This is a genomic window from Endozoicomonas euniceicola (genome assembly GCF_025562755.1).
GTDB classification, from domain to species: domain Bacteria; phylum Pseudomonadota; class Gammaproteobacteria; order Pseudomonadales; family Endozoicomonadaceae; genus Endozoicomonas_A; species Endozoicomonas_A euniceicola.
In genome coordinates this window covers 1081876-1095989 of the sequence record NZ_CP103300.1, presented here as the reverse complement: position 1 = coordinate 1095989, position 14114 = coordinate 1081876, and the positions used below count along the sequence as shown (strand labels likewise).

Here is a 14114-nt window from a genome sequence, read left to right as displayed (position 1 = left end):
ATTAAACCATGGGACGTGTTCAAGATAAAGTGTGTGTGATTAGTGGGGGTTGTCAGTGTCGGCCCATGTCTGGGCCTTTAAAGGTTGTTTCGAAGATTGAGTAATCTTTTCGGGCAGGTTCCTGTCAGCCTTGTTTTCGTTGGTCTATACATAGCTGTCAGAATAATCAGAATAAGGTTTGCCTTTGGTCAGTTTCCTTCCCGGTTGCTTCAGAAAAAAATGTCAGACAGTTTTTTTGGTTATAGCTCTTCAAGTCAGTCAGTGTATGGCTGGCATGAATTTCCAGGTTAGTCTGGCTAGAGTTCAGCACGATGGTTTCTGTTTTTATCATGCCATGTCAAGGGCGATGGGGCAGGGAGGTGACGGACGACCACTGTTTCGGCGTTTGTCTGGCTTCCTCAATAGTGCCAGCGCCTCCAGTCATCCTGTGCTGGAAGCCCACTTAAATGATGTGCTGGTTGGCAGCAGCATTGATACCCTGGCGAATCAGCTGATATCTGCGCCGCCGTCACTGAGCAATCGTGACAGCTGGGCGGGATTGCCCGAGCTGGTAGCAATGGTGCAGATGCTGGGACAGCCGGTTCTGGTATGGCATGTGAATCAGGACTTGCAGGTGGATGAACACAGTTTGCTGGTAACGCCCGACAACATTATGCCGGTGTTTTCTATTGAGGCGGCGACGGACATAGCCATTCCTGCCCTACAGCTTGTGCATGCAGGCAGCGAGTGGTGGCTACTGGAGGCAAATGACTCGTTGCAGCCCTGGAGTCTTGGCTGGGAAGCTTACAGAAACCAGGTTTCAGGGGTATTGCGCGAGCAACTGGCCGCAGATCATTCTGAGGCTGTTATGGAAGAAACCGATGGCGAGGAACCGTGCAATGGGTGGGTTTATTTGCCCGGTATGGATGTGCCGGAAAACCTTTTGATTCTTGCCCACAACAGTCTGGAAGTTCTACAGGAAATAGTGGTTGCTGCCAGCTTGCCGTCATTGGTGAAAGCGTATGTCGGTATGAAGCTAGAGCTTAAGGAAGCCGTTAGTGAGTCAGATTATACCTTCGATTCCGGATTTCAGTGGACCAGTGACCGCTTTGACCGTGTTCCCGGCCTGATTGATCGTGTCAGTCGTACACTGGTTTCACCGGTCGCTCTCAGCGTCATTGGAGATTCCATGAGCGACTATCTGGAGGTTGCAAACGTAAGACAGAGCGATTTTATGGCGTCGCTGTTACCGACACGTTACTCAGTCTGGGATACGCTTTCACGATTCCAGCAGTGGAGTAACAGGTTTCCCTTACGATTAGGAGGGCTAACATTTTCTGCGATTTATTCTTCGTTTCTGGCTTCCACTCAGGGGGCTGATGTTACCAGCGGTATCAACCGGTTTGACTTCTCTGACCAATCATTTGCTCCCTTGCCATCCGGGCGACAGCATCCTGCCCATATATCAGTGACACAGGGGAAAGTGACTATTCCCTTCGATGTTGCTAATCCTTTGCACCATATTCTGTTTAGCCTCTATGTCAGCGCAAGAGCTTTTCAGGTGGTGGATCAATGCCTGAACTTATCCCTGCAGGCATCTGAACAGGAGCTTGCAGAGCTACTTAAGATACCTCAGGAGTTTTCCATCAGAGAAGTGGTAAAGTCCCAGATCAAAGAGTATGGAGTTGCACTTAAACGCATTCATGCAGTGATTCATGCATTAGGCCTCCGTTATTACCCTCAGTACTGGCAATCCGATCATTATCAGGCAATCATCATTTGTGACGCCAAAACGATTGTGTTTAGCAGTGATGATGCTCAGCCCCGGGACGGGTGGAGCCATCTGCAACCCCCCTCACCGGAGAAAGACGAACATTGAGAAAGAGAAGAGTCGAGAGGGGGCGCAAAGCCAGACCAAACCTTCAAAAGGTCGCTCCGCTCCCAATTATGGATGGAGAATTTCGCAAGATTCGTTAAATAGTCTTCAACGTTAAAACCGCCCGATTCATACGACGAATGCCTTCTTTAAGAAGCTCACGGTTGCAACCAAAATTAAACCGTAGAAAGTTTTTGTCGCCAAACTGTTCGCCCGGAGACAGACCGACACCCGCTTCCTCAAAGAAACCGTGGGGGTCATCCAGTTTCAGTGCGCTGACATCAATCCAGGCCAGATAAGTGGCTTCCAGTGGTGCCATGCTCAGGCCGTCAATGGCATTGATTTCTCTGAGCAACAGCTCGTGATTGCCCCGCAGGTATTCCAGCAGACACTGGCGCCAGGCTTCTCCATGCTGGAAAGCGGCTTTGGCAGCGGTGTAGCCAATCAGCATATTGTCCGGGTCGGGAACGATGCCTTTACGGGTACGCTGGAACTGCATCCGCAGACTGCCATTGGGAATAACGGCAAAGGCACAGCCAAAGCCTGCCACGTTGAAGGTTTTGGAAGGGGACATCAGGGTAATGGAATGTTCTCTGGCGTAGTCACTGACAGAGGCATAAGGAATATGCTCACAGTTCGGGTCGAGAATCAGGTCGCAATGCACTTCATCGGAACAGACAATCAGCTGGTGCCGCTGACAGATAGCATCAATAGCTTCCAGTTCTTCCCTGGTCAGCACCCGGCCATTAGGGTTCTGCGGATTGCACAGCATTAACAGTTTGGTGTCGTTTGTCAGGTCCTGCTGAAACTGTTCAAGATCCAGTTGCCACTTGTTGTTAACCAGCTGCCAGCGCAGTCCAATCATTTCCCTTGCCGACAGCTTGGGAGCCATCAGGAAGGGGTAGTAAACCGGATAAGGGACTGCCACGGTTTCCCCTTCAGCGGCGTAGCTGCGGGTGGCAATGTTCAGGGCAGTAACCAGACCGGGTGTCCAGACCAGCCACTCTTTTTCAATATCCATGTGGTAGAGGCTGCGGAAGCGGTCAACCACCAGTTCTTCCAGCTCATCGCCGGCATTGGTGTAACCAAAAACACCGTGCTCAATACGGTCGTGCAGGGCTTCAAGAATCTCCGGAGCTGAACGGAAATCCATATCGGCTACCCAGAAGGGCAGAATATCCCGGTGTTTATATTTGTCCCATTTCAGGCTGGACGTATTCGTTCGATCAATCTGTGGATCAAAAAGAGGATTAAATTCTCCGGACACTTTGTTATTTTCCTGCGTTATGGCTGTGTTGCAGGAATACTAATCGCAATAGCAAAACTCTAAAACCCGTTTTTCTTTATTTTCCTTCCCTGTAATGAAAAGCCGATAGCCGATAAAAGGTTGTTTGACGGAGCTGTAACCCTTGCGGTGACTGGCAAAGCAGCGGTTTGTGGACGATTCTAAAAAAAAGAACCATCGAAGTTACATAATACTGATGTCAAAAAAAGGTCTATTTCTTTCTGTTTTCACCAGCAGCCTGCTTGGCTTTGTGTGCATTCTGCCACTCTGGCTGGTTGATTTTTCTGCCGTTGAGATTGTCTTTGGCCGCTTTCTGGTGTTTGGCCTGTTGATTCTCCTGGTTCTGCCATTCCGGCGCGATGCCCTGAAACCATACGAGACCGCAGCCCCCCGTTCTCGCTGGCAAAATGGCTTGATTCTGGCGCTGACAGGGCATATTGGTTACTACCTGTTCCTGATTTTATCAATCCGGTCACTGGGTGGCATGGCTGCCTGCCTGCTGATTGCAACCCTGCCTATCTTATTCAGCCTGTCTCATCATCGGAAAGGTACACACCATCCGGTCAGCCAGAAGCTGGCTCTGTTCATGCTGTTCTGTTCACTGGTACTGCTGATGTTTGACAAGGCGGCCCTGGTGGAAGACAGCTCGGACAAAGACCACTTTGCCACCGGTGTTATCTGGATGCTACTGGCGGGAAGCTGCTGGTTGTGTGCGGCAAACCGTCAAGTCTGGATTGTCAGGGCGTATTCGGGGATTGATCGCTCTAACCATTTGATGATGTCTGGACTGTGTACCAGCCTTGCTCTTGTTGTACTGTTACCGCTGGCTCTGGTTGGGGAGGGGGAGTGGCGGCTGTTTTCACAACCGGATAACAAAAACTGGTACGTTTTCTGGTTTGGGATGATAGTTGCCGGATTCTTCGGCACCTTGCTGGCACGGGTTATCTGGAATAACCAGCTGGCCTACGGCAGCGATTCAGTCAGAGCCCGGGCAATGGTGTCAGAACCCCTGATGATTGGGGTACTGTTCTTTCTGCTGGAGTTCCGCTGGCCTGACACCGCGGAATGGTGCATCATTGCCCTGTCAGGACTGGCGCTATGGATGTTCTACCGCAAGGTTTGAGTTGACATCCTCCTCGCCGTAAACGACGAGGATTCCTACAGCTAGACGGCAATGCCCTGCCGCAGTGCATCCCTTACCAGTAGCGGGACACACCTTATTCGCTTTCTTGCCCTACGGTTAAGATTGTCGAGTAAACGACACGGGCAAAAAACGGAGGTAATTTAGTTTTTTACTTTCCTGTCTTGGCAGCGTAATCGCTAAAACATCCAAGACAAAAAAAGATAGTACAGAGAGCTTGCTTTGCAAGCTGAACTTACATCCCCTCACTAAAAGTAAGGGGATGTAAGTTTGAAGTAATAACCACCTCCGCTCCCTGTTTCCTCAGTTCAAAGGCATCATAGAGCTGCCCCGAAACGGTTTTTGACTCACACTTCAACGTGTCACCATCAACAGAAATCACCTGAAACAAAGGCGTGTTTTCAGCTGTTATCGTTGCCCAGTCCGCTTCCACCTTATTAGCCTTGCTGCCACTGTTAGCTGTGATATAAACGGGGCTGGTTAGACGGCTATTATCGTCGATTGTCTGCCCCCTGGCATAGGTATGGTCATCACCTTGCAGAACCAGGTCAACGCCGTATTGTTTGTAAAGCGGTGCGTAAAGCAGTTTGAGTTCAAGCGAGTCCTTTTCCCCTTTAATCGACGTTGCCACCGGCAGGTGCTGAAAGACAATGGTCCACGGGTTTGGGTTGTCTTTCAGAAGCCCCTTCAGCCAGCTCCGCTGCGCCAGCGTATCTTTCAGGGTTAATCCCCGGATCACATTGGTATTCACAGAAATAAAGCGCACGCCCTGATAGTCAAAGTAATAGCTGCTGTTATCCAGTGTTTTACTGTCTTCGGGGCCGTTAGCCGGGAAACGGAAGTATGCCGCCCACTCGCGCTCCTGTGTTGCCCCATCGTATTCATGGTTACCAGGTGTCACGGCGATGGGTGACTGGGCAAAGGCTGTCTGGTCAGCCGCAAAAAAAGCCTGCCACTGTCGGTCATCCGTTGAATGGTCAATCAGATCACCGATGAACAGGTTAAAGCGGGATTGTGGTGCAGAGTTCTCTGCCTGTTTGAGCATCGCAGGCCATAAGTCTTCCAGCCCTTCCTGAATGTCACCGAAAAAGGTAAAGGTAAAAGGTTCGGGTTGTGTCGTGGCCGTGGTGAAAGTGAACCATTCAGACCAGTGCTGACCATCCCCAACCCGGTAGCGGTAGCCAGAGTCCGGTGTTAAGCCTGTCACCAGAGCGTGATGATGAACAGCCTGAAAACGGGCATGGTTCATTAAATGGCTGGCTGCCAGCCATTCTTGTGACGGAACCTGCTCTTTGTCTGCCGGTATCACCTGAATTTTTGAGGTGTTTACCCGGGTACTGCTGCGCCAGTGAACCATAACACTCTGGTCAGGTTGCTCTGTCATCGTCAGAAAAACGCGATCCGGTATGATGGATGGTTGAGTGACCAGGCTGGCAGATGGTAAAAAAACGAGAAGGGAAGCAGGGGCTGGTACTCCACTGACGTTTGTCATCAGGACAATAGAAAGGACAATCAGCAGTCCGGTGCTGATAAGCATGTGCTTTAGTATTTTCATTGTTATAAGCGACAGATGCTGAATAAGTTAAAGGGTTTCAGTTCTATCACGATTTGTCAGCAACCGGAAGGGCTGGTGACCGGAAGAGAGGTATCCCTTCCGGGCAGGACTTCATCAGGCAGAAAGGTTTTTAATCATTTCCGGGTAGGCTTCAAGGATGTCATTGTGGTTGCCACTGAAGATAACCTTGCCTTGTTTCTGTTCCAGCTGGTATTCGTACATCGGGTCATAGTATTCCGTCAGCAGGCTGGCAATGATTGGCCGGTAACCGTTTATGTCATTGTTGTCACGATGATCCTGCAGAGCGCTGTCCAGCAGGCTGGTCAAGGCCTGATAACGGGCTCCGCCCAGGCGCCTGCGAATGCGGTACAGGCTGCCGGTCAGACCTTCGCGAAACCGTTCAAAGCCTGCTTCTTCACCATAAACACGGATAAAGTCAGCCAGGTTGTCACGGACATACTCCTGTAAGCCCACTTCAACCCGTTCTTCAATACTGGTTTCCAACAGAATAATGGGCGACTGTTGCATTTTATCCCGCAAGGGCTGACTCAGGCTGCAACGACCAATCAGCTTGCTTTCGTCTTCCAGCAGGGCGGGGCGTCCGGACTTCTGATTCAGATGTTTCAACAGAGCAATAGAGAGAAGGTTTTCAAAATCGATCTGGGTAGGTTGTCCACCACAGCGACGGCCAAAACTGGAGCCACGGTGATTAGCCAGACCTTCGAGGTCCAGACTGTCATCGATTTTATGGAGCAGGCGGGTTTTGCCGGTGCCGGTTTTGCCACTGAGAATGATAAACGGACAGGCCTCAACCGAGGTTTCCAACTCATCAATCAGGAAACGGCGCAGGGCTTTGTAACCGCCTTTGATTAACGGGTAGTTTATGCCTGTTTCCTTCAACCATGCTTGAGTCAGATGAGAACGCTGACCGCCCCGGAAACAGTAAAGGTAGCCTTCGGGATGCTGGTCTGTGAAAGCTTTCCAACTTTGCAGGCGGGCTGTCCGAACGTCATCCGTCGCCAGTTCATAGCCCAGGGCGATGGCGGCATCCCGTCCTTCCTGCTTATATCGGGTACCAATGGCCTTGCGCTGGTGGTTATCGAGAAGAGGGACATTCTGTGCGGTTGGAAAAGCACCCTGTTCAAACTCCACGGGAGCTCGCACATCCATTAGCGGTGTGTCGTTCAGGAACAGGGTTTTAAAATCGTCGGTATCCGATCGCGTCTGGCTCATACTAAACAATAGTCAGGCAAAACGCAGTAGTGTGGTATTAAACAGGTGGTTAGCGCAAGTTCGGATTATGTCGATAGGGTTCCTGACCCTATCGACCAGGCATGAAGCTACGCCGTCTTGCTGAAGTGATTCCATCGCTGTGATAAAGGGAGGGAGGATCAATCTTCGACGTCAATGTCAGTGATCAGCCACCTGCCTAAATCACCCTTGTAAATATTGGGAGGCAACTGGCTGGTTGGGTCGTAGTAGTGTAAGGAATTAAGGGAAGTAGCAGACAAGTTTATCCCATTGTCACTCCCGCGAAGGCGAGGAGCCACTGTTGTGGTAGATTCCCGTCTTTGCCGTAGTGACGGTATGTTCAGTTGCGCCTCTTCCCTAAGAGGGTACACCACGCCTCGGCAAAACAGACAATGAACTTTACGGTATCTGGAAAGTTTTTTGTGGAATTTCATTATGTCGAGAACTTCACTCAAACGAATGAACCAGTTATCAGTAGGGCAGGCGATATCAAACAGTCTACTTAATCGCTTAATGTCAGTTTTGTCTAAACTGCTCCGATAATCCAAAAGAACCTGCTTGATATAACTTTTAGACTCTGAGTACTCCTCCGTCCGTGCTAGCGTATAATCAAAACACTCTTCGCAGCCTGTATAGATTTTGTAAGGTTCATAATATCCACGCATGAATTTGTAAATGGATGAGAATATTTCAGAGCCGTGGGGAGCATAAAAATAGATAGATAGCCAGGAAGGCACCGCAAATTTTTTTTCACGGGAAGCGTTGGTTAGGTCGAGCAGCGACAGCTCATAACCTCCGTGACAATATAAAATCAGGTTTTCAACCTTCCTGCCAGCAAGACGATTACAGGTGAATAGTCGCAGTGCTTCGCTTGGAGTAGATGTTTTCACTTTAGGCTTAAAAAAAGGCACAGCAATAACCTCAATTTGTTATGACGCTAGAATAAACTACCTTGGACAGCCGGTTGGCATGGCAATGTGGGACTGCCTGTAATATGAATAGAGCCTGACTTTACTATCAGTCCATACCCTCGCTGGTTCCTGCCGGCAAAGGCTTATGAATTTCTGCGATAATTTTAACCGCTCCAAACTGGTTAACGATGAACACGGTAAAGGGGTGATCAAATATTACGGTTGTTTCACTGCTCGCACCCATTTCTTCAGGCTCCGGGGAAGTAGCTACTTCCGGAGAGGTTGACCTGTACGTTCCCAAAATGATTCTCTGGTAAATAGTATTTGTTGGTTGAGGAGAACTGGTGGACATTAAAACGCTATCTTGATTATTGGTATTAAATAATTCAGCAAGCTGACTCTGATTATTATCCCTGAGGCCGGAAAGGTTGTGATTGCTATCAACTGTAAACTCAGGAATTGTAACCGAGACAGTCTGTTGACGGGCGGCACTCATCAGTTCGCGCACACGATTTTCGTTTAACGCATCAGGCAATATTCCATCCGGTGGCAAAATGGCTATCATCCGAAAACTGCTTCCCTGATAAGGCAATTCTACCATTTGCCAAAATCGCCCCTGATCGTTGTGGTCTGCAAGGCGGCTGCGCCTTACGTTAATATGGCTGGCGGAGACTGCCCGAACCTCTCCCTGTCCATTGAAGAATATAGAGGGTGCGCGGTTAAAGTCTGATAGTCCAACAGAATGAGTTATGGTTTGCACGAGGGTTATGTCTGAATCTGAATTTGAATCAGTACCGTGGTTGTAATCCTGGCTCAGGGAAACGGCCTCGTGATTTGGGAAGCTTGAGTGTATAAACTGATTCATTGAACTTTCTGTCGTTTGCACCGAATTGCCTTCCGGGGTAATGGCTTGATCCGCACCGTAATGCCTTATAGACTCCCGAAAATCTCTGCTAAACATATGGAATTTTTTTTGCAGCAAAGTGTTTTTAATCTTTAAGTAGCCTGACTCTGATGGATTATTGTTTCCCTGCGGTGATAATAGTGGCTCTTCAAACTTCAAACCATTTGTTACCTCTTGAACCCTGCTCCCACTACTCAGTCTTTGCCTTGCGGGGTTGAAAAACATGTCAGCAGCGTTGGCTATCTCTGGAGGAGATACAGCGGTGTTTGTATGGCAGCGTTGCTGGTCTTGTTGCTGCAGTGCTCTCAAGGCCTCTAGAGAATAATCAAGAGACGTTTTGCTTTGTTGCTGCTGGTGTTGAGGTGCTTCGTTATTTCTTGCTTTTGCAGCTGAATAAAAAGTCACGCTGTGGCTGGCTGATCCGAAAGGATGATGAAGCAAATGCACAGGAGTCAGTTGGCCGCAATTCGGGCAGTTGATACTCTCTGTCAGTTTATTAAGAGCGTCATGGTTTAGAAGATTACTGCCGCAATGAGGGCAATTTACAGCAAATGAATACGTACTCAATAAAACCAACAGAGAAAATGCCAGAAGTGTTTTCGTTGTCTGCTGAATGTTAAGTACTGCATAACAATACTGATTCATTATGAAGTTCCTTTCGTTATTTTGTTGAGCATGAAAATAGGAGTGAGACGGCTGAACTGTTTTTTATTTAATCTTTTAAATGCAAGTCTTAGGAGGGTAGCTGAAAATTGTAAAAAGGGTAGGTGTCAGATTTAACCAGACGGAACAAGAGCGCAGGGTGGTTTTTTAATTACCCTGATTTGTTTTTTCAGGCAGTTAAGCAGGACTTAATAATTTGTGTCTGCGCTTGCAAACTGGCTTCGAAGTTTTCAAAATACGGCGCTCAATCTGGTTGGGGCGAACGATCGCCCCGCCACTGTCATTGCTTTTTCTATTGCTCTATGATGGTTATCCGGGCAACCCTTGGTATGGGTTGCCTGACATGCGTTCGCAGCCTCTGGTATGGGCTGCAATGAACGGAAAACAAGCAGCTTCTGGTACGAGCTGCCACTGAACTGAACAACATTTAAGGAAATTTTCCATGCCTGTTATTACGCTTCCCGACGGCAGCAAGCGCGAATTTGCTGAAGCCGTTTCCGTAATGGAAGTCGCCCAGGATATCGGTCCTGGTCTGGCTAAAGCCACCCTGGCTGGTCGTATTAATGGTGAACTGGTGGACGCCAGCGCCCTGATCAGCGAAGACTCCGAACTGTCAATTATCACCTCCCGCGATGAAGAAGGTGTTGACGTAATTCGTCACTCCACCGCCCACCTGCTGGCAATGGCGACCCAGGATCTGTTTCCTGGCGCTCAGGTGACTATCGGTCCGGTGATCGACAACGGTTTCTATTACGATTTCTCTTACGAACGTGCCTTCAACATGGACGATCTGGAACAGATCGAGAAGCGCATGGGCGAACTGGCGAAACAGGACATGAACATCGAGCGTGTCGTGATGTCCCGCAGCGAAGCCATCAGTGCCTTCAAGGCGCTGGGCGAAGAGTACAAGGTTGAGATCATCAACGACCTGCCAGAGAGCGAAGCCATCTCTGTTTACCGTCAGGGCGAATGGATGGACCTGTGCCGTGGGCCGCACGTGCCTTCTACCGGCAAGCTGAAAGCCTTCAAGCTGATGCGTGTTGCCGGCGCTTACTGGCGCGGTGATTCCAGCAATGAAATGCTGACCCGCATCTACGGTACGGCCTGGGAAGACAAAAAAGCCCTGAAAGCGTACCTGAAGCGTCTGGAAGAAGCGGAAAAGCGTGACCACCGCAAGATCGGCAAACGTCTGGACCTGTTCCATATGCAGGAAGAAGCGCCGGGTATGGTGTTCTGGCATCCAAATGGCTGGGCGATCTATCAGGAACTTGAGCAGTACATGCGCAAGAAGCAGATTGCCTGGGGTTATCAGGAAATCAAAACGCCGCTGCTGGTGGATCGTTCCCTGTGGGAAAAATCCGGTCACTGGGACAAGTACAGTGACGATATGTTCACCACCAACTCTGAGGACAAGGACATTGCCGTTAAGCCAATGAACTGCCCTTGTCATGTTCAGGTTTTCAATCAGGGTCTGAAGAGTTACCGCGACCTGCCTCTGCGTCTGGCAGAATTCGGTTCCTGTCACCGTAACGAAGCTTCCGGCGCACTGCACGGCATTATGCGTGTACGTGGTTTTGTTCAGGACGACGCGCACATTTTTGTGACAGAAGACCAGATTCAGCAGGAAGTGTGCGACTTCATCGATATGCTTCACGAAGTCTACGCCGACTTTGGTTTCACCGCTGACAACATGCTGTACAAGCTGTCGACCCGCCCTGAAAAGCGCGTTGGTTCCGACGAAATCTGGGACAAGGCTGAAAAAGCCCTGGCCGAAGCGCTCGACGCCAAAGGCCTGCCCTGGGAAGAGCTGCCGGGTGAAGGTGCTTTCTACGGACCTAAAATCGAATTTTCCCTGAAAGACTGCATTGGCCGGGTATGGCAATGTGGTACCATGCAGGTCGACTTCTCCATGCCGGGTCGTCTGGGCGCTGAATATGTTGACGAAAATGGCGAACGTCAGACGCCGGTTATGCTGCATCGTGCTACACTTGGTTCCTTCGAGCGATTTATTGGCATCCTGATTGAGCACTTCGAAGGTGCGATGCCTGCATGGCTTGCACCTAAGCAGGTAGCTATTCTCAACATCACTGATCGCCAGGCTGAATATGCCTCTGAGCTTGACGCGCGATTAACCGAAAAAGGTTATCGGGTAAAAGCGGACTTGAGAAATGAGAAGATCGGCTTTAAAATTCGCGAGCACACCTTGAACAAGGTGCCTTATCTCATCGTTATTGGAGATAAGGAAATGGAAAACAAAACCGTTGCCGTTCGTACCCGTACCGGGGAAGACCTTGGTACAATGCCTGTCGAGGCATTTGTCGAGCTGCTGGCAGCGGACGTTAACAAGCGTGGCCGAACTGCGTAGTCGACACCAAATTCCGGTTTGAGACGATTTTTTTACTGAAAAGTTTAAGTTGTTACGACTCAAACCGGATGCGCTTCTTGGCTGCCTTTACAGGAGATACACCTATCAGACGCAACAGCTTCCGGGATCGTCGTCCACAAAAAGCGCCGATCAACGAGAATATCCGTGCCAGAGAAGTCCGCCTCATCGGAGCCGATGGAGAGCAGGTAGGCGTTGTAGATTTGAACGACGCATTGGCTAGGGCCCGGGAAGCGGGGCTGGACTTGGTTGAGATCAATGCCAACAGCGAGCCTCCCGTCTGTAAAATCCTCGACTATGGTAAACACCAGTACGAGTTGAAGAAGCAGAAGGCAGCAGCCAAGAAGAAACAGGTTCAAACCCAGGTGAAAGAAGTTAAGTTTCGCCCGGGCACTGAAGATGGGGATTACCAGGTAAAACTGCGCAACCTGGTACGTTTCCTGACTGAGGGCAACAAGGCGAAGGTTTCCCTTCGTTTTCGTGGTCGTGAAATGGCTCACCAGGAGCTGGGTATGGATCTGATGCGCCGGGTTGAAAAAGACCTGGAAGAACTCGGAACCGTAGAACAGCGTCCTAAAATGGAAGGCCGTCAGCTGATCATGGTGATTGCCCCGAAAAAGAAGAAGTGATGTTTCACTGAAAAACCGGTCGCTTCGTACAGCGAAGTGACCGGTTTTTTATGCGCTTTTTAATTTCAGTCATGGAATTTAAAAGCGTTGTGTGACTAGCTTTGTTTTTTAAACTATCCCGACACTCCTCCTGTACCCGGTAGGGTATGTGGCCCTGAAACGGGCGTCCTTTTCTTTCCGGATTCTTTTGGGGGAAATGAGATGAGTGATCGCGAATGCGGAGTGCTTTTTCATGCCAAAAATGAAAACTAACAGTGGTGCCGCGAAGCGTTTCAAGAAAACTGCTTCCGGTTACAAGCGCAAGAGCGCTTTCAAGAGCCACATCCTGACCAAGATGACTACCAAGCGTAAGCGTCAGCTGCGTGGTACCTCCATGGTATCTGCTGCAGACACTGGTCTCGTTAAGCGTATGCTGCGCGACTAATCATCGCTTTTTAGATCATTTTATTCGGAGATATAGCTCATGGCACGTGTAAAACGTGGCGTCGTTGCACGCCGTCGTCACAAGAAGGTTCTGAAGCAGGCTAAAGGTTACTACGGAGCGCGTTCCCGCATCTTCCGTGTAGCTAAGCAGGCTGTTACCAAAGCTGGTCAGTACGCTTACCGCGACCGTCGTCAGCGCAAGCGTCAGTTCCGCGCTCTGTGGATTGCCCGTATCAACGCCGGTGCGCGTATGAACGGTCTGTCCTACAGCCGTTTCATCGCTGGTCTGAAGAAGGCTGCGATTGAAATTGACCGTAAGGTTCTGGCTGACATCGCTGTGCACGACAAGACCGTTTTCGGTCAGCTGGTTGAAAAGGCTAAAGCTGCTCTGGCTTAAGTTTTTTAAACGGCTTATAAAAACGGGGTTGTGGTTTTCCATAACTCCGTTTTTTTTTGCTTTCCTGATCTCTTGCTTAGAAAGTGCGCTTTGCTATGATTGGCAAAAATATGCTTTCGTAAAAAAACCATGAGCCTCAAAGATTGCGATCTATTCCTGCAGGAAATGCAGGATGTTACTCCCATCAAAAAAACAGCTACTGCAAACATCAGAAAAACCAGTAAAGAAACGCCCGGGCAGCAGCAGCGTCGCCATGCGGCTCAACAGGAATTATCGGACCCCAATTTCCTGTCGCTGGATAATCCAAAGTGGGTCAAGCCCCATGACTACCTGGAATATAAGAAGTCGGGTGTTCAGGAAGGTGTTTTTAAAAAGCTCAGGCTGGCTAAGTACGATAACGAAGCCCGGCTTGACCTTTACCAGTTCACCGTAAAAGAAGCCCGTGCCGCTATTTTTCAGTTTATTAACGACTGCACTGAACACGAGTTACGTAATGTTCTGATTATTCACGGTCGTGGTCATAACAGCTCACCACCTGGCAAAATGAAAAGCTATGTGAATACCTGGCTGAGAGAATTTGAGCAGGTATTGTCATTTCACACGGCACTACGGGAACACGGCGGGACTGGTGCTGTGTATGTATCTCTGCGTAAAAGTGAGAGAGAAAAGCTGGAAAACCGCGAACGGCATGCCAGGCGACAGAAATAAAAATGATCG

General features: G+C 49.5%; 12 protein-coding genes. 7 read left to right on the top strand and 5 right to left on the bottom strand.

The features are described from left to right. Positions 1-274: 274 nt before the first annotated feature. Positions 275-1858, top strand: coding sequence for an OTU domain-containing protein (locus NX720_RS04285; protein ID WP_262599619.1), 1584 nt, complete (start codon positions 275-277; stop codon positions 1856-1858). A gap of 94 nt (positions 1859-1952) precedes the next feature. On the opposite strand, the gene NX720_RS04280 is transcribed toward NX720_RS04285, so the two are convergent. Further along, positions 1953-3122, bottom strand: coding sequence for a MalY/PatB family protein (locus tag NX720_RS04280; protein ID WP_262599617.1), 1170 nt, complete (start codon positions 3120-3122; stop codon positions 1953-1955). Positions 3123-3336: 214 nt separating this feature from the next. Here NX720_RS04280 and NX720_RS04275 point away from each other — a divergent pair, with 214 nt between their 5' ends. Then, positions 3337-4263, top strand: coding sequence for a DMT family transporter (locus NX720_RS04275; protein ID WP_262599615.1), 927 nt, complete (start codon positions 3337-3339; stop codon positions 4261-4263). Between the two features lie 253 nt (positions 4264-4516). Here the strand turns inward: NX720_RS04275 and NX720_RS04270 are convergent, their stop codons facing one another. From NX720_RS04270 to NX720_RS04255, 4 genes are all read right to left on the bottom strand, one after another. Continuing rightward, positions 4517-5818 (bottom strand): purple acid phosphatase family protein, encoded by a 1302-nt coding sequence (locus NX720_RS04270; protein ID WP_262599613.1) that lies wholly within the window; start codon positions 5816-5818, stop codon positions 4517-4519. A 132-nt stretch (positions 5819-5950) separates the two neighbouring features. Beyond that, complete coding sequence (gene mnmH / locus NX720_RS04265; protein ID WP_262599612.1) at positions 5951-7069, bottom strand: tRNA 2-selenouridine(34) synthase MnmH; 1119 nt, start codon at positions 7067-7069, stop codon at positions 5951-5953. 158 nt (positions 7070-7227) lie between these two features. Next, complete coding sequence (locus NX720_RS04260; protein WP_262599611.1) at positions 7228-7998, bottom strand: putative adhesin; 771 nt, start codon at positions 7996-7998, stop codon at positions 7228-7230. Between the two features lie 106 nt (positions 7999-8104). Next, positions 8105-9547 (bottom strand): serpin family protein, encoded by a 1443-nt coding sequence (locus NX720_RS04255; RefSeq protein ID WP_262599609.1) that lies wholly within the window; start codon positions 9545-9547, stop codon positions 8105-8107. 460 nt (positions 9548-10007) lie between these two features. Between NX720_RS04255 and thrS the strand changes: the two genes are divergently transcribed. The 5 genes from thrS to smrA all read left to right on the top strand — a co-directional run bounded on the left by thrS (position 10008) and on the right by smrA (position 14105). Next, a complete protein-coding gene (gene thrS / locus NX720_RS04250; protein ID WP_262599608.1) occupies positions 10008-11930 on the top strand; it encodes a threonine--tRNA ligase in 1923 nt (640 codons plus the stop codon). A gap of 77 nt (positions 11931-12007) precedes the next feature. Further along, entirely contained in the window at positions 12008-12577 is a 570-nt protein-coding gene (gene infC, locus NX720_RS04245; RefSeq protein ID WP_449757779.1) for a translation initiation factor IF-3, read from the top strand. 232 nt (positions 12578-12809) lie between these two features. Further along, the gene (gene rpmI, locus NX720_RS04240) at positions 12810-13001 is read left to right on the top strand and encodes a 50S ribosomal protein L35 (RefSeq protein ID WP_135507615.1); all 192 of its coding nucleotides are present in this window, start codon (positions 12810-12812) and stop codon (positions 12999-13001) included. Between the two features lie 39 nt (positions 13002-13040). Further along, positions 13041-13397, top strand: a complete 357-nt coding sequence (gene rplT / locus NX720_RS04235) for a 50S ribosomal protein L20 (protein WP_034876906.1) — start codon at positions 13041-13043, stop codon at positions 13395-13397. Between the two features lie 129 nt (positions 13398-13526). Next, the gene (gene smrA, locus NX720_RS04230) at positions 13527-14105 is read left to right on the top strand and encodes a DNA endonuclease SmrA (protein ID WP_262599605.1); all 579 of its coding nucleotides are present in this window, start codon (positions 13527-13529) and stop codon (positions 14103-14105) included. Positions 14106-14114: the final 9 nt, after the last annotated feature.

What these genes read in the sequence shown, in the direction of transcription:
- NX720_RS04285 (WP_262599619.1), top strand. Translation starts at nt 275, where the DNA reads ATGAATTTCCAGGTTAGTCTGGCTAGAGTTCAGCACGATGGTTTCTGT.
- NX720_RS04275 (WP_262599615.1), top strand. Translation starts at nt 3,337, where the DNA reads ATGTCAAAAAAAGGTCTATTTCTTTCTGTTTTCACCAGCAGCCTGCTT.
- NX720_RS04270 (WP_262599613.1), bottom strand. Translation starts at nt 5,818, where the DNA reads ATGCTTATCAGCACCGGACTGCTGATTGTCCTTTCTATTGTCCTGATG.
- mnmH (WP_262599612.1), bottom strand. Translation starts at nt 7,069, where the DNA reads ATGAGCCAGACGCGATCGGATACCGACGATTTTAAAACCCTGTTCCTG.
- NX720_RS04255 (WP_262599609.1), bottom strand. Translation starts at nt 9,547, where the DNA reads ATGAATCAGTATTGTTATGCAGTACTTAACATTCAGCAGACAACGAAA.
- thrS (WP_262599608.1), top strand. Translation starts at nt 10,008, where the DNA reads ATGCCTGTTATTACGCTTCCCGACGGCAGCAAGCGCGAATTTGCTGAA.
- rpmI (WP_135507615.1), top strand. Translation starts at nt 12,810, where the DNA reads ATGCCAAAAATGAAAACTAACAGTGGTGCCGCGAAGCGTTTCAAGAAA.
- rplT (WP_034876906.1), top strand. Translation starts at nt 13,041, where the DNA reads ATGGCACGTGTAAAACGTGGCGTCGTTGCACGCCGTCGTCACAAGAAG.
- smrA (WP_262599605.1), top strand. Translation starts at nt 13,527, where the DNA reads ATGAGCCTCAAAGATTGCGATCTATTCCTGCAGGAAATGCAGGATGTT.